The organism is Paraburkholderia sp. JHI2823, assembly GCF_038900695.1.
Lineage (GTDB): Bacteria > Pseudomonadota > Gammaproteobacteria > Burkholderiales > Burkholderiaceae > Paraburkholderia > Paraburkholderia mimosarum.
On record NZ_JAYMRY010000011.1, the window covers coordinates 1 to 20898 of the forward strand.

The following is a 20898-nucleotide window of genomic DNA, read 5'->3' on the forward strand; positions in this document are numbered from 1 at the left end:
AGCCAAGGCGGACTGACGTGGGTGGGCCGAAGTCAGCCCAGCAGGCGTGCAGTCAAGTGCTCGCAAGATATGTCGCTCGCAGGCGATGCGATGCAGGAGCCGAGCGCCCAGACGCGAATTGTTTCGGTTCAGCAGCTGAACCGAAATATGCACAGGCGGCATGCCCCCGGGGGGGGGCGCCGGACTCCGGCCGTCCTAAGAACACGTGACGGATTCTCACTTGCACAGCGAGCTGGTTGGCACTGCTTGAGGCAGCTTTGCCGGCGATCCTGGCGGCGGTCTCCCTCATCGCACTAGTGCTGTTCTCGCGAGGCATCCTCTCAATCGGGTGAGCGCAATCGGGACCTCGCATCATTTCAGCACCTTCCGCGGGTCGCGACATGCGACCCGCCATCGCCTGATTCAGCGCATGAAAAGATTCAGGTCGAACACGTAATCAGGTAGCGGCGCGATGTGTGGGTTGCTCAGGTTCAGATACGTGATATCGCTATTCATGAGCGTGCTGTGAAAGGTGATGCGTGAAATGAACGGGCGCGCCTTGCCATCGATTTTGACCCGGTTGTCGTAGTCCATCGTCGAAGACTTGAACTTTTTGCCCGAAACCGTGTAGTACTCGGCCATGACGCCTAGCAGTCGCTTCTTCGACACCCAGTACTTGATACGGTCGTAGGTCGTCTTGTCACTCTTCGCTTTCAGGTCGAAGACGTAGCAATCCTCGCCGTCGATCGTCTCGTCGGCCAGCTGATTTGCCTCGTAATCCTCAGCATAGTTTGTCGAGGCGATATCGCCGTATGCGGCGTCGCCGAGCAATTTCTGGCGCTGTGAAATGGGCACTGGCTTCGAGAGGCCCGGCTTATAGAACCACATGCTGGAACTCAGCATCAGCAACTTCTGCCCGCGATACTTCGGCGGTGCGAGCGAGAGCCCCGACACGTCGAAGCCGCGCGCCTTGATTTCGTATGACATGTTATCGATGACTTCATCGTTTTCCGTGGACTGGATGTTCACCTGCCAGGACACGCCGGCCACGTTCCCGCGCGCCTCGTCGGCGGCCTTGAGGATCTCGTGCGGCGTAAGCGAAGCGTCCGCCGCGGTCGCCATCACGAGACTGGCGAGCAGCGCGGCGGCACAGAAGATGCGCTTCATGATCCTTCTCCCCTTCAAAAAATCCGGCTGATCCCGCTGCGCTCACGCGTAGCCAAGCGCAGTCACGATCACCATGCGCGCCGCCTTGCGCGCCGGCAGTAACGAAGCCGCCAGTGACAGCAAGAGCAGCGTGACCACGCTATACAGCCAATAGTCCGGCACGAAGTAGATCTGCAGCGGCACCTCGCGGCTCACCTGCGGTGGTATCCAGACGGGCTGGATGCGGTCGACCGCCCAGAGCACCGCGAGATTGAACATGATGCCGAGCATCGCGCCGAATACGCCGAGCATCAGGCTTTCGATCGCGAACAATCCGACAATGCCCCTGCGCTTGACACCCAGGGCGCGCAAGGTGCCAATTTCGCGCGTGCGCTCCATGATCGCCATCGTCACGGTGTTGACGATGCTCATCACCACGATCGTGAACACGATCAGGAACGTGATGAAGAAGATCACATTGAACATCTTCTTCACCTTCATGTAGAACGGTGACAGTTCGTTCCAGGTCTTCACGTCAACCGCAAGCCCAGCGGCGGCGAACTCGCGCGTGAGCGTAGCCCGCATCGGCAGGGTTTGCGCGTCGTCGCGCAACAGGATCGTAAGGCGGTCGACGCTCTTCGTGTCATAGAGATCCTGCGCGAACTTCAACGGCACGGTCGCAAAGGTGTCTTCGAGCGCCTCGTCTGGCGCGTCGACGAACTGCACGATCTGCGCGTCCAGCGCGTTGATCTGCCCCGAGACGGTCGGCGACATGGCCACGGCACCCGTTCCCAGCGCCACGTTCAGCTGCCGCGCGAGACCTTTGGTGATGCCGATGCCGTAGCCCAGCGCGTCCGAGAGCGGCTTGCCGTCGTACAGTTTCGCCCGCCCCATCACCCCCACCGCATGACTCGAGATGGCCGCGACATCAGAGGGCACGCGTCCGGGCGCGAAGAAGATCGTCGATACCTTGCCGTTGCTGATGAGCCCGGAGATTCGCAGCTGTGGCGTGACGACGAGCACCTCGGGATGGCGCGCGAGGATCTCGCGCATCGTCTTCACTTCGGCTGTGTCGAGCAGGTATTTCGTCGGCTCGAGCTTGCCGTGGTCGAGGAAGCCCTGCTTGAAGACGGTGAGATTTCCGTTCGCCTCGGCGTAGATATAGCTGTCCTTGAGACTCTGGAAGATATAGCGCGTAAAGCCCCCGAGCGTGTTCACGGCGAGAAAGCCCACGCCGATCGCAAGGATCGTGAACAGCGACCGACGCCCATTGCGCAGCAGATTCCTGAATGCGAGCTTGATCCACGTGCTCATCAGTAGCTCCCCTTCACACAGTGCTTCGGCGCTTCGAGCCGCTGGTCTTCGATCAGCTCGCCATCGCGCATCATGATGCGGCGGTCGACACGTTCGAGCAGGCGTTCGTCATGCGTCGAGAATACGAAGGTCGTGCCCTCCTTGCGGCTGATTTCGCGCATCAGGTCGATGATTCGATGCGCGTTCTCCGAATCGAGGTTGGCGGTGGGCTCGTCGGCCACGACGAGCGACGGATTTGCGATCAGCGCGCGCGCGATAGCCACGCGCTGCTGCTGGCCGCCCGAAAGCTTCGCCGGACGGTGGCCGCCAAAGCTCGCGAGGCCCACCTCCGCGAGACGCCGCTGCGCCAGCTCAATGCTCGCGCGCGAGCCTCGGCGGCCAATCTGCAACGGCAGCAGCACGTTCTCGAGCGCGGAGAGCACCGGCACGAGATTGAATCCCTGGAAAACGAAGCCGATGGCGCGGTTGCGCGCCACGCTGCGGGCATTGTCGCTCAGCAACGCCGCATCGCGCCCGTTGAAGAGCACGCTGCCCGAGGTGGGCGCGTCGAGCAGGCCAACAAGGTTGCAGAGCGTGGATTTGCCCGAACCCGACGGGCCCCAGACGGCCACGAACTCGCCCGCCTGGATCGAGAAGTCGACGCGCTTGAGCGCCGTGATCACCGATTCGCCTAGCCGATACTGCTTGACGACCTGGCGCAGCTCGACGAGCGGTTCGGCAAACGGCGTAAAGGGAAATACGGACATGCCCAGCTCCTCGATCAGTGTGTTTGGGCCTTGTGGCCTTTGGCGACGGCGACGACAAAGCCACCATCGCGCAGCGTCACGACCTGTGCTTCGCGGCCGCTGTCCCGGTGCCGCATGTGCAAATGGCCGCTCGCTTCAATGGCCGCAGCCTCGAAGCGGTGCGGCGTGCTGTCGACGCCCGTGCCGAACAGTTTGCCGAACGCTTCCTTCGCACACCACAGGCGCGTGACCCATTCGTCGCTCGGCTCTGCGGCGAGCGTCTCGAGCAGTGCGCGTTCGGAAGCGCTCGCGATCGCCTTGACGAAATCCGCGCCGCGCGGCGCAATCCGTTCCAGGTCGATGCCGACGGGCGCGCGCTGTGCGATTGCCACAGCCTCCTCGCCGCTATGGGCGAGGCTTACCTCCGGAATCGTGGCATACGGCCAATGCGTGACCCCGGGCTTGCCGCACGAATCGTTCGTAATCGCGAAGGCCGCCGGATGGAGCATCTCGCCACCACCTTCCTGCCGCAGCGCCCACGCGCGTAACGCATCCTTCGCTGCAATGCGCCCGAGCAGCCACTGCATCGGTTGCCCGCCGCCCGTCTTGCTTGCATAAGCCGGCATTTCCGCGACATGCAGATAATCGCGCGCGAGCAGATCCGCGTCGAAGCCGGCAAGTCGGGCCTTCGTCATGCGCTGGCACACGGTATCCGCCTGCGCGGCGCTCGTGGGCAGCGCCAGCGCGTCGCTCAACAGGTGGCGCGCAGGCCACTGCCGAAACGCCACGAGCCTGCGGTCCCACCGGAACCGCCACGAGCGCCAGTCCTGTATCCGCAGCCATACGCCGCCCTGACCGTCCTGTATCTCCACGTTGGCCGTAGGCGTTTTGCCAATCTCACCCGTCACTTCCAGGCGCATCGGCACGCGCGTTCCCGGAGCGGGTGTGGCCTGATAAAGTTCAAGCTTGCCGAGGCCGATCGGAAACGCAACGTCGCCTTGCTGCTGCGTCCAGATCGCCATGACCTGACCCACCGCGTCGAGCAGCGCGGGATCGCTGAGCAGTTGCGGCTGAGCCGTCGAACGAAACAGATCGACCGGCGCGCGCACGAGTAATTCCGCCTGCGCGCCACGCTCTCCAACGAGCAAATCGCCCACGAGGCTTTGAAAGCGCGGGCCATGAAATAGCTCACGGGCTTCATAAAGGCACGCCGCGCTCAACGTGCGTGCCCGGCTCGAAGTGACTGCGCCAAAGCGCAAATCGAGGTCGAGCTGGTAGTGCGAACTGAACAGAACGGTCGCAGTAATCGAAGGGCGCGGTTCGCCCTGTGCCACAATTTCCACGTCGATGCGGCGAATTTCACGCACAGCGTCGACATCGCGCAAGCGCCCCGTCACGCGCAGCGTGAGCGTGTCCGTATCAGCCATCGCGATCCAGCGCGCCGCAGAAACGCGTTCGAATCCAGTCAGTCCATAGCCCGGCGCCAGGCAAGCCGCCGCTTCGGCCATGATCTCGAGGCTCATCGTCATCGGCACGACGGGGAAGCAGGCCGAGAGCGGCTTCACGTCAAGCGCGTGGATGAAATGGTGATCGGCCAGATGCAGGTCTTCATCGAGCGACAGCCTGCACTCGATCGTCACTGCCACGCCCGGCTCGTGACTCACGACTTCGCCCACGAACGGCAGCGCGCAACGCGCCTCGGGCACGGCGCGAAAGCGCTCGGGTGCGTGCGCTTCGTGCTGCCTGGAAGGCGGGCGCGCCACCGGCGGCGCCGGCCCGCGCGCGCGCTCAAACCCCTCCGTTGCCGCGAGTTCCGCGGCGGACTGCACCTCGTGAAGCCGCGCAATGATGGGTAGCCCGGGTTCATGGTGGTTCACCATCACACCTTCTCCAACACGAGGCCCGTCACCGTCAGCCCGGGTCCGAAGCCGAGTGAGACGACACGCGTGCCTGGCGGGATCGCCTTCTCTTCGAGGATGCCTTTCAGAATATGCGGGATCGTCGCCGAGGACATGTTGCCGTTGTCGCGGAAGACCTGCTTGCTGATGGCGACGTTTTCGTCACGCAAACCCAATTCGTCCTGAATGTGCTCGACGATCCGCGGTCCTCCAGGATGGATCGCGAACATGAGCGAATGTTTCTCCAGTTCGAAATCGATATCCACCTTGCGCAGCAGCGATACGACAAATGCGCGCACGTATTGCTTGATGAGGATGGGGACTCTCACTGAGAGAGTCATCTGGAACTGATGCGACGCGGGCACCCAGGTCATGTCGTCGGCCGAATCGGGGAGCAGATGCTCGTGGAGCGCGAGAATCCTGAGACCACGGAGTCCTTGCGCGCGCACATAGTCGTCCGAGCAAACCGAATACTTGATGAACCCATCCGCGAACAGGGTCGTCACGATGATGTTCTCCACGCTGAAATCCTCGAGGTTGGTGTGACCCGAGAGAAGCTCGGTGTGGACAATATCGACTCGTTGCTTGCGTGGCGTTACCCCAAAATGCGAGGAGGACAGAAAACCGTGCGCCATTCTGATGGCCGGAAAGGCCCCGTAACAGCCCATGTGATAGCTATGCGTGACCGTGGTATCGAACCATTCCCTGTGCGCGACCATGCGTTCCACCGGACTCGGCGCGAGATAGCCGGAGCAGGTCACGTGGATCAGGTCATTCGGTGCGGTGGTGATGCCATCGTACATTTCGGCCATGCAGCCACTGACAACCTTTTCGTAGTTTTCGTGGCGCTCCTTGAGATCCGCGCCTTTGAAATCCGCCGGATCGGAGGAGTACATCCGCAGGTGCTTGTGCTCCGGAGGCAGTTCGGCCAGAACCAGCTCGCCATCGGAAATACGAATATCCCTGAGGCGCGGGAAGAACACCAGCTGCCTTCTCCTGATCTGGTCCGGCGAAACGGCGTACCTGGCGAACTTTTCCTTCACCTCATGAATCGCCTGACGAACGCCCTCCTTGCTTTTGATATCGTGGCTCTTGCAGTAACCTCTGGCGATTCCATACGCGCAAACCTCCAGCGCGACGCGTTGCGGCACGGGTTTCGCGATTTTTGCTGGCCAGAAGTCAACGAGCACCGGCTTGTCAAAAGTGTTCATTTGGATACGCTCCCCTTTTCGTTGCCAAGCCGCAGCATGGCGATCTGCTGGATGCTCGACGAAATGACCAGTTCAGGCTCGCCGCTCGCCCCACGTTCCAGTTCCTTGATGAAGTGGCGCCTGCCCTGCTCGACCGGAATCGGACGGATCGAGCGCGATTCATAGAGGCGGCGCAGCTCGTCGCTGACCATACCGGCGTCCCAGGGCCCCCAGTTGATCGCGACGGCGTGGACGTGAGGCCAGTTGTGGCACATCCGGTCGGCGAGCTTGTTGAGGACCTCGTTCGCGGCGCTGTAGTCGCTCTGGCCCACGTTGCCGAAACGCCCCGTCACCGACGAGAAGAACACGATGAACTTCAGCCCCTCGGGATGCAGCTTGCGTTCGAGCACGAGCGCGGGCGTCACCTTGGTGTCGAACACGGCGTCGAACGACTCGAGCGGCTTGTCGGCAATCAGTTTGTCGCTGATGATGCCCGCTCCGTGAAGTACGCCGTCGATACGACCCCACCGCGCGTAAATATCATCGATCAGTGCTGCGAATCGTTCTTCATCGCGCACGTCGAGGCTGTGATACTCCACCTCCGATCCGGCCGCACGCATCGCGGCCAGATTGGTGCGCATCTCCCTGTCGCGCAGGATGCGCCTGTGGACGCGGTCGATTTCCGCAGGGGTCACCTTCTCGTGGCTCGCACGCATATCGCGGATCAGGATCTGTTTGAGCTCGGCCGGGTCCTCGATGCCGGCGATCGCCCCGTGCTCTTCCTCGGGCAGTGCGCTGCGGCCCACGACGATGAGCCGCGGGTGATAGCGCTCGGCAAGCGCGCGCGTTACGTCGGCGGTGATGCCGCACGCGCCGCCGGTCACGAGCACGATCGCGTCGGGATCGAGCGTGAGCCGCGAGAGATCCTGCCCTACGACGTCGTTGTGCTTCAGGTCGAGTAGCCAGCGGCCTTCACCGGTGTAGCCCACCTCGATTCCGGGCTGAGCGCTGCGCACTTCGGCGATCACATGCGCCGCCTGTGTTTCGGGCAGGAGCGCCGGGTCGAAGTCGACACATTTGACCTTGGCGCCGGCCCATTCACGCGCCACCGACTTCGCGACGCCAAGCACGCCCGCGCTCCGAGCCTCGAACGCACGCGAGCGGCTCAGTCCGAACTGCCCGTCGAATGCCGTCACATTGACGATCCAGGCACCACCATTCACGCCGGTCCTCAAATCTGCTTCGAAGGCCTTGAGCAGCAGAAAGAGCGCGCGTGCGTCGTGCTCGTGCGCCGCACCCGATGCGCCCATCAGATTGATGAGCGCGCCGCAAGGCCCCGGCAAGGCGGCGGCGACCCGCTCGCGCAGCGCCTTCACGGGCTCGAGCGCGGAAAAGTCGCACTCGAATCGCGTCGCGTCGTCGAGCACGCGTGTAACCGCTCCCGGCACGATGCGTGTCACGAGGCCGCCCTTTGACTGCAACGCGTGCGCGAAAGCGTCTGCAAGCGGCCCGTCCCCGACGAGCAGGATCGTTTCCCCGGCGGGGAAACCGCCTGGCTCGCCCGGCGCGTCGAGGCCGGCGGCCACCGCGTGCACCGCATAGCACTGCACCGGGTCGGCGTGTGCATGGCCGTGTTCGGGCTCCACCCCCTCACTGCGTGAAGACGGTGGAGCCGGTGCTTTTTTTGACGAAGGCCCTCCCGCATCGGCAACGGGTGCTTCCGCTGCGTCGCTGGTCATGCGCGTGTACCACGCGACGATCTCGTTTAGCGACTTCAGACCCGACAGCTCTTCGATCACCGCTTCCTCGTCGCGCTCGCCGAGCAGGTTGTATTTCACCATCAGGCTGCTGAAGATTTCGATGCGCTTGATCGAGTCGATGCCGAGATCCGCTTCCATGTGCGCGTCGAGGTCGAGCATGTCGACGGGATAGCCCGTGCGTTCGGAGACGGCCTGCAGCAACTCGGCCCTGAACTCGTCCGGCGAACCAAGCTTCTCCGCGGACGTCTTCTCTGACACCGCCTGCACGGCTTGTGGCGCTTGCACGCCTTCGGGCACCACGATGGCGGGCTCGATCGATCCGGTCGACGGAGCAAAGGCGAGGACCTCTGCGGCGGGCACCACGGCCGCAGCAATCTGCCTCGGCAAGACCGGCGCGGGCGGTACGCCACCGAGTATTTGCGGTATGCCGGGCTGCGCTGCGTGGAGTGCGACTTGAGGTGCCGCCTGGGGCAAGACTTGAGGCGCGAGTGCCGCGGGGGCCGGCACGCCAACATGCAGTGCAAATGGCGCGCTCGGCAAAACCGGCTCGGCCATCGGCACCCGCTGCGGCGATGCGCCGACAAGCTGCGTTTGAAAGTCAATGAAGTACCTCAGACTGCGCTGCTGTTCGAACTGCAGTTCGAGCAGACGCGCGACGCCATACTGGATTTGGGCGAATTCGGCTTCCGAACAGCGGGCGCCCCCGTTCATCGCGGCGACCGGCATCGCCGCCGGCCCTTCGCCGGGAGGGTGTTCTATTTTCATCGCGGCTCTCCTGTCGCTGGTGGTGGGTGTCGTTGGCGGCGGCGCCGGCACCACGGCCGGTGCGGCTGCGGTGGCGGCGGCCGCGGCCTTGGGGGCAGCGGGCGGGGCGCAGGCGGCAGCGGCCACGGTCGGTGCGCCCGATGCGATATCGGCCGCGCCGGCAGCGAAGGCCGTGCCGTCGCAGACCGCACTAGCCGGCTCAGCCGGGTGCCGGGCGGCCGGCTTCTCAGGTGCGTGCCATGGCACCGCGCGCGCGGCGCTGACACGCCAGACGAGCGGTCCAGGCGCGGCGCGCTTCGCCGCCTCGGCGAAGACCTCGGCGACGGTCCAGTCATGCAGGCCGCGATGCGCGAACCACGCGTCGAGCCGCACGAGGAGTCCGAGCGCCAGGGCCTGCGCGAGCAGTTGTGCCAGTTGCAGCCAGCCCGGACGGCCTGGCGCGTCGAGCCCGAGTATCGCGTGTGGACGCTCGCCCAGCACGCGCTCGACGAGGCCACCGAGCACGAGCCCCGGACCGCATTCGATGAACACGCGGGCGCCGGCCGCATAGAGCGCTTCGATTTCGTCCGTGAATCGCACGGGCTCCGCGATGTGGCGCGCAAGCAGTTCGCGCACCGCATCGCCGGATTCCGGATACGGCTGGGCTGTCGTATTGCTGTACACGGGCACACGCGGCGCCTGGAATTCGACGCCCGCGAGTTCCGCGGCCAACGCATCGCGTGGCGCGGCCATGATTGCGCAATGAAACGCCGCGCTCACTGGCAGCCGCTTCACGCGCATGCCCGTGGCCGCCAGGACGGGCAACGCTGCATCGACGGCTTCCACCGTGCCCGCCACAATGGTCTGATCCGGCGCGTTCAGGTTGGCGATGGTGACGTCCAGTCCGTGTGTTTCAATCAGCGCGGACACTCGCGGCCCCTGCGCTTCGAGCGCGGCCATCGCACCCTCGGGCGCGGCCGCCGACAATCGGCCCCGAACCTTCGAAATACGAATCAAGTCTTTCCGCGACATCGCCCCGGCTGCACACAGCGCAACGTATTCGCCGTAACTGTGACCGGCCATGAAGTCAGCGCGCAGGCCGAAATGCGTCAGGACCTCGAATGCGGCCATGCCCACCATACCGAGCGCAGGCTGCGCGACGGCGGTGTTGTTGAGTGCCTGCTGCTGAAGCTCTCGATCCGCATCGCTGAACACAGGCAGCGGATAAATATGCGGTGCCACCCGCGCTTCGAGGGCGCCGCCTTCACCCCCGGTCCCTTCGCCGAAGCACGAATGCAGATCAGGCATCGCCGTCACGAGATCGCGCAGCATGTTGACGCGCTGCGATCCCTGTCCCGGGAACAGGAAGCACACGCCATGCGGGCCTTCCACGTTCTCGCGATAGTAGAGCGCAGGCGGCATGGTGATCTCTGCGCAACCGGGCAATCTGTCCAGCGCGTGCGCAAGCTTGCTCTTCAGGTCGTCGACAGACGTCGCCAGCAGTACGAGCCGGCAAGAATGGGAGCCGTTCACGCGCTCGACCGCACTCTGCTCGCGGCAAAGCGACCACGCGAGCTGGGCCAGATCGATCTGCTCGGGGTAAGCGAGACCCTCGAGCAGGCGGCGGGCCGCCTTTTCGATCTCCCCCCTGTTCGGCCCGGCGAACGCGAATATTTCGACATCCCTGGGGTTCAGATCGATGGCATCGCTTTCGCGATACTGGCCAGCGTATTCAGCGAGGACCGTATGGAAATTCGTTCCTCCGAAGCCAAACGCACTCACGCCGCAGTAGCGCGGATGCGAGCGTCCTTCATGCAGCCAGGGACGCGATTCCGTGTTCACGTAGAACGGCGAAGTGGCGAAGTCGATGGCGCTCGCGGGCCGCTCTACGCCGAGCGTGGGAGGCAGTACACGATGCCGTAGTGCAAGCGCCGCCTTGATGAGCCCGGCCATGCCGGCGGCAACCTTCGTATGGCCGATCATCGACTTCACCGACCCCACGGCGCAGACCTGGCGCCCGTGCGATGCCTCACCAAAGGCGACATTGAGCGATGTGATCTCCGATTTGTCGCCGAGCGCCGTGCCAGTGCCGTGCGCCTCGATGAGCGTCACGTCGGCGGGTTCGATGCCCGCGTCCGCGTAGGTGCGCTTGAGCGCCAGGACCTGCGCGGGCGGATGCGGCGCGGTGAGACTGCGGTTGCGTCCGTCGCTCGAACTGCCGACGCCCTTGACCACTGCGTAGATGCGGTCGCCATCGCGCTCCGCATCGGCCAGGCGCTTGAGCACCGCCGCGCCCACGCCCTCGCTGATCGCGATGCCGTCCGCGCTTTCGTCGAACGGCCGGGAGCGCCCGCGCGGCGAAAGCGCATAGGTCTGTGCGAAACACATGAAGCCGAGCGGGCCGTTCGTGCCGTCCACCCCGCCCACGAGTGCAACGTCGGCATCATGGCTGCGCAACAGGCGGACGCCCGTATCGAGTGCGGCGAGCGACGACGCACAGGCCGCGTCCACCGTAAAGTTCGTGCCGCCGAGATCGAGCCTGTTGGCCACGCGTCCCGCAATCACGTTGCCGAGAATGCCCGGAAACGTGTCCTCGGTCCATTTGGGCAGCACCGTCTCGTAGATCGATGCGAGGATCTGCTCGCGCACCGTGTCGGAAAAGCCGGGCACGCTGCGCAGATAGTGCGGCAAGAGCGCCCGGAAATTGAAGATCGTGCCGAGATCGTTCATGCCGCCCACGGCGAAAATCGTCGCGGTCCGTTCGCGCGCGAAGCCTCGACGATCGAATCCGGCGTCTTCCAGCGCAAGCCGCGAGACTTCGAGCGCGAGCAGTTGCACCGGCTCGATCGACTTGATGCTGGCGGGCGGGATGCCATAGCGTTGCGGATCGAATGCGATGTCGTCCAGAAAGCCGCCCCACTTCGAATAGATCTTGTCCGGCGTGCCGCGCTTTGGATCGAACAGATCGGCCACGCGCCAGCGGTCGTCGCTCACTTCGCGAATCGCATCCACGCCGCGCAGGATGTTCTGCCAGTATTCGCGCAGGTTCTGTGCACCGGGGAAAAGGCACGCCATGCCGACGATGGCAATGTCCTCCCGTCGCGTGCGCCCCGGGAACGACACCTGTCGCGCTCGGCGGCGCAGCAGCGCTTCGCTGCCGTCCGAAACGCTCTCGTGCAGTTCGGCGACGCTGCAGGTGGCCGAACGCAGCCGCGCGACCTCGCCGAGCATGTAGATACCCTCGTTGTGCTGCGTGGCTTCATCGACCTCGACATAGCGGTCGTCGCCGCGCTCAAGCTCCGCATTGCTGCGATGCGCGATGCCCTTCGCCGCGATGCGCAGCCGCCCGATGTTCATCATTTCCAGCTTTATCAGCGTGTCCTCGTCGGAACTCGAGGACAGGATGAGATCGCGGCGCACCTTTTCGAATTCGTCGCAAAACGGCGTTTGCGCGCAGCGCGTGTAGACACCAACACCCGATTGCAACAGCGCCGTCGCTTCGCAGGCGACGGCCTCCCGCTGGAACGCCTCGACGATCGCGCCCTGCGAGACGATCTCATGGGTAAATAGATACGCGGTTCCCATGAGCACGCCTGGTTTCATGCCGCGCGCGAGGAGTGGCGCCGCAATCGCACTGACCATTGCGGCCGATAGCGCGTCGTGCACGCCGCCCGCGAATAGCACCTGCACGGAAGCGGCGTCCTTGATGTCCGCATGGGCGAGCAGTTCGATCGCCGATTCCCACAGAATGAAGCTCGTGCGCGGGCCCGTGTGTCCGCCGCACTCGCTGCCTTCGAGCACGAAGCGCCGCGCGCCGTCCGCGAGAAAGCCCCGTAGGAGCCCGGGCGACGGCACGTGCAGATACGTGACAGTGCCCGCCTCGTCCAGCTCCCGCGCCTGACTCGGCCGTCCACCCGCGATGATCGCGAACGGTGGCTTGAACTCACGGACGACCTCGAGCTGCGCCTGTCGCAGCTCCAGCGGCAGGAAGCCGAGAATGCCAACGCCCCAAGGATGCTCGCCGATCTGCGCCGCCGTGCTTTCGAGCAGCGCCCGCACCTGCTCGCCACGCAGCACCGCAAGAGCGAGGAACGGCAACGCGCCGCCGTTGGCCACGGCCGCTGCGAATCCGCCGACGTCGCTCACGCGCGTCATCGGACCTTGCGCGATCGGGTAACGCGTGCCGTGCTGCTTCGCGAGCGCCGCGTGCGGAGCGAGCGGCGTTTGTGCGGCCGCCTGCTCGATCGCGGACATCGAATGCTCGCGCAACGCGGTGATCATGCGGCCCACCGTTCCGTAGCGCTCGGCGAAGATTGGTGCGAACGCAATGTCCTGACCGAGCGCGACCAGTCCGTCGTCAACGCACATTCTCCGCTCAAGCGTCTCTTGCCAGGCTTCGCCTCTCGCGAGCGCAACTTCGAGCTCACGTATATGGGCGCGCCCCGCGCGGTTGAAGAAGCGATAGAGCGTGTCGCCAGCCCCGATCAGAACCGTCTCGCTGCCGTCGAGCTTCGACCACTTCATGCGCTGTGCCGGATTCGAGAAGGGTCCTTCTTCGGCGAGCCAGAGCGCCTCGCCCAGCACCACGCCCGACGCGCCGGCAAGGGCCGCTGCCGCTGCGGTGTGCAAGCCGATGCCCCCCTGAATCCACCAGGGTATGTCGAGCTGCCCGCTGAATTCCTGGAGCAGGATGAACGAGGCGTGCGGACTCACCCGCCCCCCCGCCTCGTGGCCCTTGACGATCACGCCGTCGAAGCCGGCGTCCTGCGCCGCCTTCGCACCGCGCAGATCGTGCACTTCGAGCATGACGCTGACCGCAAGCACGCGCACCTCGCTGGCGAGCCGCGCCGCGTCGCCTGCGTTTAGTCCCGCCAGCACGAGCAGCGGCACCGGCAGGGCGTCGCCGAGCAACGCGGACAATGCCGCGAGACGGCCTGACGCATCCGCGCAGGCATCCCAGCGCACGCCCCAGGACGCCTGCTGCGAAACGCCTGCTCTGAACCGGGTGAGCGCCGCTTCGACTTCCGCGCGCGCCTTGCCGATGCCGAGATCCAGCACACCCGTGGCGCCCGCGCGGCAGGCCGCGATGGCAATTTCCGGGGTGAGCCAGCAAGACGGGGTCACGGCCATCACCTCGACCGATTTTTTCCGGGCTGCTTTCATGGAAGGCCCCTATCCACGGAAGTTGACGTGCATGACGGTGATGTGTTCCTGCTCGATGAGCCGGCGCACGCGCTCGAGATCCATCCTTTCTCGCTGCGGCAGAATCACGAGCCGCGCGCCATGCGTGAGCGGCCACAACGTTTGCCAGACGGCCTCATCGAGCGGATGTTCGGCGCCTTGCAGTAGCGAGTCGCCCTGCCCGATCGGCGCAATCGCCTGCATCGACTCCAGCCGGTCGAGAACGTCGACGTGCTGCTGAAACACAATGGTCGGCGCATCGCCCTCGGACTCGCGGCACACCGCGCAGGCCGGCGACACGCCATCGGCCGCGCAGTCGGTCGGCCAGTTCGCGTGGCATGGGCCGGTATCGGCGTCGCAGCACACCACGTTTGCACCCACGTCCTCGAAGCACTGCAGCTGCGCGCGTTGCGTGATCACAGTTCTCGCACCCGACGCCCTCAGCACAGCGGCGAGGCGCGCATCCACCCTGGCGGGATCGAGCATCAGGCATGCCCCGCCGGCCTTGAGCACGGCGAGGATCGCGCGCACCATCGCGAGAGACTCCGGCATCACCACCGCGCATACCTCGCGCGGGGCCAGGCCCTGTTCCTGAAGGATGGCGGCGAGGCCGTCGGCCTGGCTGTCGAGCTCGCCGTAGGTCAATTCGTCTTCACCGAACTTCACTGCGCGTGCGCCCGGATTGAGCTGCGCGCAGACTTCGAAACGCCGCTGGATGGGTTCTGGCGCGAAGTGCGCGAGCGTGAGCGCACGACGTGCCGCGGAATCTCGCTGCGGCTCGCGTATCGGGGTGCCGTTCTGTACGGGATGCAGAATGATCTCTTCAAGCATCGTCCAGTCGCGTGCGCTATGCGGCACACGGCACATCAGCGCATCGCCATTCATCACGACGTGATGCTCCGTGAGCCACCTGTCAACGTCCGCTCTCACATCCATGGCCATTCCCCTTACGTGCGACGGTCCGGCGCCGCAACCCTGCCTTGCGTGCGACCGTCAAATGGCATCGACCGGCGCCACGGGGCCAGCGCCCCCCTCCAGCTCCGGCGCACTCGTCTTCGCCATGCGGCGCCGGTACGCGTTCTTGTGCTTGCGCATGTTGTCGGTCAGCTCCGAGATGACCTCGCCCGCCGCATAGACGATCTGATTGAAGCTAAAACCCGCACTGATCATTTCGCGATAGAACGACTTCGCGAGGATGCGCGCCATCTGGTTTGGCGACTGCGCCGACTCGACGACGATTTCGCCGATCGTCTTCTGGGTGCTGCGCGTCAGCGCCAGTTGCGCGAATCGAGACTTGAGGATGTGCTGCATCTGGATCACCTGGATCGATCGCGTGATGACGAGGGACAGCAGACCGAAGAGCTGCAGATCGTTCGCATCGAAGCAGCGCGCCGGCAGCCGCTGATGCGCGCGGATCACGCCGATCACCTTGCCTTGCATCTCGATCGCGGAGAACATGCGCATGCTCGCCAGCGAAGGAGCACTCAGGGCTGCGGGCAGCACTGCATCGCACGATGCGCCCGGCGTCCCGCAGTCGTTCGGCTTCGCTTCGTCGACGCGACCCTCCAGCACGTCGCCGAAATCCGTGCCGGGCCGTAACCCAATCTCCTGCACCTGCGATTCGCTTAGCATGACGATCGCGCACGCTGCATCAAGCACTTCCCCGGCTTTCACCGCCAGCTCGCTCAGGCAATCTTCGACACTTCCCGTGTATTCGATCTGGCTAAACGTGTCGCGCATTTTCATGATGACAAGCTGGCTCTCGCTCATTGCTAAACCATCCTAATTAATTAATGGACACATTCTCCGCGCATTGCCGCCCTGCTCCCGTTGCCTTTCGCCGCGCGTCCTTGCCCTTCCGGTGCGAATGCCCTCCCAGTTACACTGCGATGGACGTTTTATCCGGGCCCCTCTGATCGCGATGCCATCTGCATTCGCCTGCCTGTCCGTGGGGAATCGGTGTACTGGATATTATTGGATCGATGCGCCTGCATCCGCCATATTCACTAAAGTTTCAGACGCGATTTCCGCATGGCATATCGATAGTTTCAAAAGTCAGCACGCGCTGAAATCCGGTCACCGGCTTCGCTGATGCCATGATTTGTCCAGCGAGAGATTCAAGCGATCCCGGCTGCTTCCGGCGGCTTTTGTCCTTGATGTGAGATTCCGCCAAAAAAACCATTCTTTCCGACGAAGTCGCGATCCCCAAAAACGTGGCCAGTATGATGCAACGCAGCGGATAACAAGATTGCGCGCCTCAATGGGAGACCGCGATGAGCCTGAGATACTTCGACACGACGGGGCGCAGCTCGCAACTAGAGACAGCCACTCCGTCCGCCGCCTACACAATGAGCCGCATCGCGATACTCATTCTCGATGCATGTCGGCTCAGCGAAGCGGCCTGGGTGGCGGAAACGTGGCAGCTTGTCAACGAGGCACTGTCATGGTCGGACGAAGCCGCGCATCGCTATCATGTTTGCGTACTTTCCGCGGAAAAAGGCAGTATCGCCTGTGCGTCGTCGATCCGGCTCCTCACCGAGAGTATCGAAGATTACGATCCGCGCATGTTCAAGGCGATCTTCGTTGGAATCGGCAACACCACGTTCAAGCCGCGTGTAATCGACTGGCTCATACTGGCCGGCCCCGACGTGGAGTTGATCGCCCTGTCGAATAACGCCGAGGCGTTGCTTACCCAGGTGCGCCCGCCTTCCAGGGATGCGGCAAGCCGGAGCACCGAAAAGAAGATGTGCGGCATGGCGGCGGCCGAGCGCGTGCTCGCGATGGCAGAGCGCGACTTCGGCACACTGGTGCGCATCCGCAGTGAGATGCTGCGCGCAAACCTGCCCGCCACTACCAACGGCGCCAGAACCGCGAACATCCACGGGACATTCGCGCTCAGTGAGCGCATCGAAGCCTCGCTCCAGTGGATCAAGAGCAATCATTCCGGCGCCGTGTCGATTTCCGAGCTAGCGCGGCGCGCCTCCATGAGCGAGCGAAATTTCCTGCGACGTTTCAAGACTGAGGTCGGACAAACCCCTCGCGAATATCTCGCGCGCGTGCGGCTCGAAAATGCGCAGATCCTGCTCGTGCAAACCGACCTGCCCGTCGACAAGATCGCGAGGCGCTGCGGGCTATTCAATGGCGACCAGCTACGCCGCTATTTCCTCAAATACCTGTCTATTTCGCCGCTGGAATACCGCGCGCTGGCGCGCGAGCGCCCCGTAACGGGCGCCTTGATCGAGACCCTCAACGCTGGCGCCTGAGCCGACGCGCCACGGGCCAAATCTTCACATGTCGACACGCGCTCGACGGCAATGGGTCCGGACAATCCAGGAATAGCGATGCGTATAACGAGATCGCGCGAGCCGTGTCGCCTCACGGCGACGTCCTCCGGCTCATTTGATTCGTTATGCGAAATAGCTTTATCACGGAATGGTGAGTGCGGCAAAGATCCGTTCCGTTTAATGCGCGTCAGTCCGGAATCAGCAGGGAGACCACGTTGAAACTCATCACCTATCGCCGCAGATTCTGTGTACACAGGTTTGGCCGGCGCTCGAAGCGGATCTCCCGCCTGACGGCGCTGCTCCTGTCGAGCGTCATGGCTCACACCTGGCCGGGGACCGCGGGCGCCCAAAAAGTCGTCAGCGCGGGGCAGACAGCGATGGGCGCTGGCGTGCCGACCGGTCCAGGCCAGGCCCAGTGGGTGATGAGCGTCGGCACGGCGATATCGGCCGTTGTGAACGGCGCAGCCAAACAGCAAGGAGCAAGCAGCACTGCCATTGGAACAACACAGACTGTCGTCGATGGGAGAACGGCGGCCGGGACAACGCTCTCCAATGGCGTCCAGTACATCGCCAGCGGCGGCAGCGCCACCGACACCGTGATCAGTGGCCTGGGCGCCGCACCGGCCATCGCCCAGCCTGGCGCGATCACGCTCACCGCCGTCGATCCGGGCGCCTTGCGTATTTCGGCAATTCCCTCCGCGCCCAACGGCGTCACGATTCTCGTAAGCTCGGGCGGGTCGGTGCGGAGCGCAACGCTCGACGCCGCGCTTCAATTCGTCGATAGCGGCGGCACGGCGACCCGCAACACGATCATTGGCGGTGTTCAGCTCGTGAATGGCGGCGGCACGACATTCGACAACGATGTGGCCGGCGGGGTGCAGATCGTCAACGGCAGCGGCAGCTCCGCCACCCGCAACTCGCTCATCGGCAGCGTGCAGGTCATCGACAACGGCGGCGCCGCGAGCCACGTCGCGATCCTGGGCGGCGTCCAGTGCCTCGATGCCGGCGCAACGGCAACGAGCAACGCGCTAACGGCGAGCTACCAGTTCATTGGCTACGCAAGCACCGCGACAAGCAACACACTCCACTTCAGCGCGCAGGACATCGGCTACCGCGGCACCGCCAAAGAAACGACGCTCGATCATAGTGTCCAGCGCGTCATGTCCGGTGGCACGGCCATCGGGACCTCCGTCAATTCCGCCAGCAAGCAGCAAGTCCTGGGCGGCAGCGCAGTCAGCACCGTGATCAACAGCGGCGGCACGCAGACCGTTGCGAGCGGCGGTATCGCCACCCGGAACAGTGTCAACGATGGCGGCGTGCAATACGTCACGAGCGGCGGCGGCGTAGTCGACACAGTCGTCTCCAGCGGAGGGGAGCAGTATGTGGCGGGCGGCGCGGCGACCATCAACGTCGTCGATGGCGGCACGCAGACCATCACCAGCGGTGGCCTCGCCACCAGCAATACGGTGCTCGCGCAAGGCGCGCAGTACGTGGCGGCTTCGGGCACGGCCACGCAAACGTGGGTCGGCGGTGGCGGTCACCAATACGTAGTGGGCGGCGCGGCGAATGGCAACACCATCGACCGCGGCGGGGCACAGATCGTCGCAAGCGGCGGAATCGCCACCAGCAACAGCATCAACAACGGCGGCGTGCAGTACGTAGCGAGCGCGGGGACGGCCGTTTCCACGACCGTCAACAGTGGCATGCAGACTGTCGGCGCGGGCGGCACGGTCATCGGTACGACGGTCAACCCGGGCGGCGCCCAGTATCTGACGAACGGCTCCCTCGCAGCCAACACAACGCTCAACGGCGGCGTACAAAGCGTCAATGCCGGCGGCCTCGCCAACGTCACGATGGTCAACGCCGCCGGATTCCAGGCCGTCAATGACGGCGCGCTCACGAACGCCACCGTGATCAACAACGGCGGCTTGCAGGTCGTCATGGCGGGCGGCGTGACCAGCGGCTCCGTCGTCAACAGCGGGGGCAAGCAGAACGTGCTTGGCACAGTGGTGAGCGCAACAGTCGATAGCGGCGGCACGCTCATGGTCGGCCAGGGCGGCACATCGGGCAAGCTCGCCGGCAACACGCACAACGACGGCACGATCGTGTTCAACCTCGCCGGCACCTACACGTACAGCGGCGCATTCACAGGTAGCGGCACCCTCGTGGATGCCCATACCGGCACGCTCATCCTGAACGGCGCGAGCAACGCATACAGCGGCGCGACGCAGGTGGTCGCGGGCACGCTCGAAGTCGGCGACAGTGCGCATACATCGGCCACGCTCGGGGGAGACGTCGTCGTGAGCCAGGCCGGCACCTTGCGCGGGCACGGCACGATCGGCGGCAGCGTCATCAACGCCGGGATCGTGAGCCCGGGCGGCTCGATCGGCACGACGACGATCGCCGGCGATTACCAGCAGGCGGCCAACGCCACGCTGCAAGTGGAGATCAGCCCGACGTCGGCCTCGCAACTCGACGTGATGGGCAACGCGACACTCGCTGGCACGCTCGCCGTTGTCTACGACGCAGGCAGCAACGGCGCTTCCAGCGTCTATGGACCAGGGAGTGTGAAGCTGCTCAAGGCGTCGTCCATCGACGGCAGGTTCTCGGGCGCACCGCTCGCGATCGTCCAAAGTGGCGCGAACCTGAGCTATGTGACACCCAGCGTCACCTACAAGGCGAACGAAGTGGATCTCCTCCTGACACCGAACGACACGAGCATTTTCACCGCAATGGGTTCTGCGGTCTCGCAGGTCGCCCAGGCGACGAACGCGGCGATCCTCGATCGGCTCAGCCACCTGTGCCGCACCCACAAGGGGCGAAATTGCATCGCCGGCACTGACAACGTGTGGATCAAGGCCACAGGCGACTACTCGCGCACCGACAACAAAGGCGGGGTCTCGGGCTACTCGGCGCACCAGTATGGCTTCATCGCTGGCTACGACCACCGCATCGGACGCTACGACGTGGGCGGAACGCTTGCATACAGCCATGTCGACGTAAGCGAAGCGCACACGCCCGACACGGGTACGGCCGACAGCCTGCGATGGGCCGCCTACGGCGCGATGTGGACCGGCCCGGTCAACCTGGCCGCCACCATCGGTCTCGGCTACGACTTCATCGACCAGAAGCGGCCGTTCGGCACCGCAACGGGCACCGCGTCGGGCAGCCACAACGGCCTTGAAGTCACCGCCGCTGCGCAGGCAAGCATGCCCCTGCCCTCGCTTGGCGGCTTCGTGCTGATTCCGCGCGCCGGCTTGCGCTTCGCGTACTTCCACGGCGATGCGTTCAGCGAGTCGGGAGCGGGTGCGCAAAATCTGTCGGTCGGCACCGACAACATTCAGAGCGTGCAGCCGTATGCGCAACTGGCGCTGCGCTACGCGTTCGGCAGTGCGTCGACGCCGTCGAACATGGAAGCGTATGTGGGCTACGCGTACGAAGCGGGCACCACGAATCGGGCAGTGTCGGTGAGCGCGCAGGACGGGACGCTGTTCACGGCCAATGGCGTACCGCTGCCACGCAACCTCGTTACGGCAGGCATCTCGTTGAATATGCGGGTGACGCGCTCGTTGTGGGTATCGGCCGCCTTCGACACCCTGCTCCACACCGCGAACGCGTCGATCAAGGCTGGCAGCATCAAAGTGGATTACCGGTTCTGAGACGCAGGGTGAACTGCT

Annotated in this window: 10 protein-coding genes; 2 read left to right on the forward strand and 8 right to left on the reverse strand. The window is 64.4% G+C overall.

Annotation, left to right across the window (positions count from 1 at the left end):
- Positions 1-402: 402 nt before the first annotated feature.
- The 8 genes from VSR34_RS14530 to VSR34_RS14565 are packed head-to-tail and all read right to left on the reverse strand — an operon-like array spanning position 403 to position 15707.
- Entirely contained in the window at positions 403-1146 is a 744-nt protein-coding gene (locus VSR34_RS14530; protein WP_036046157.1) for an outer membrane lipoprotein-sorting protein, read from the reverse strand.
- 42 nt (positions 1147-1188) lie between these two features.
- On the reverse strand, positions 1189-2439 hold the full coding sequence (locus VSR34_RS14535) for an FtsX-like permease family protein (RefSeq protein ID WP_342962762.1): 1251 nt from the start codon (positions 2437-2439) through the stop codon (positions 1189-1191).
- The gene (locus tag VSR34_RS14540) at positions 2439-3185 is read right to left on the reverse strand and encodes an ABC transporter ATP-binding protein (RefSeq protein ID WP_028214703.1); all 747 of its coding nucleotides are present in this window, start codon (positions 3183-3185) and stop codon (positions 2439-2441) included. The genes VSR34_RS14535 and VSR34_RS14540 overlap by 1 nt, the downstream gene beginning before the upstream one ends.
- Positions 3186-3199: 14 nt before the next feature.
- The gene (locus VSR34_RS14545) at positions 3200-5044 is read right to left on the reverse strand and encodes a 4'-phosphopantetheinyl transferase superfamily protein (protein ID WP_036046154.1); all 1845 of its coding nucleotides are present in this window, start codon (positions 5042-5044) and stop codon (positions 3200-3202) included.
- Positions 5044-6273 (reverse strand): 3-oxoacyl-[acyl-carrier-protein] synthase III C-terminal domain-containing protein, encoded by a 1230-nt coding sequence (locus VSR34_RS14550; protein WP_342962763.1) that lies wholly within the window; start codon positions 6271-6273, stop codon positions 5044-5046. Before VSR34_RS14550 ends, VSR34_RS14545 begins: the two co-directional genes overlap by 1 nt.
- Positions 6270-13919: an SDR family NAD(P)-dependent oxidoreductase gene (locus tag VSR34_RS14555; protein ID WP_342962764.1), complete on the reverse strand. Its 7650-nt coding sequence runs from the start codon at positions 13917-13919 to the stop codon at positions 6270-6272. The genes VSR34_RS14550 and VSR34_RS14555 overlap by 4 nt, the downstream gene beginning before the upstream one ends.
- A 9-nt stretch (positions 13920-13928) precedes the next feature.
- Positions 13929-14873: an AMP-binding protein gene (locus VSR34_RS14560; RefSeq protein WP_342962765.1), complete on the reverse strand. Its 945-nt coding sequence runs from the start codon at positions 14871-14873 to the stop codon at positions 13929-13931.
- A 57-nt stretch (positions 14874-14930) separates the two neighbouring features.
- Positions 14931-15707, reverse strand: coding sequence for a hypothetical protein (locus tag VSR34_RS14565; RefSeq protein ID WP_342962766.1), 777 nt, complete (start codon positions 15705-15707; stop codon positions 14931-14933).
- 503 nt (positions 15708-16210) lie between these two features.
- Here VSR34_RS14565 and VSR34_RS14570 point away from each other — a divergent pair.
- Complete coding sequence (locus VSR34_RS14570) at positions 16211-17200, forward strand: helix-turn-helix domain-containing protein (protein ID WP_081723524.1); 990 nt, start codon at positions 16211-16213, stop codon at positions 17198-17200.
- Between the two features lie 236 nt (positions 17201-17436).
- Positions 17437-20880, forward strand: a complete 3444-nt coding sequence (locus tag VSR34_RS14575) for an autotransporter domain-containing protein (protein ID WP_342962767.1) — start codon at positions 17437-17439, stop codon at positions 20878-20880.
- Positions 20881-20898: the final 18 nt, after the last annotated feature.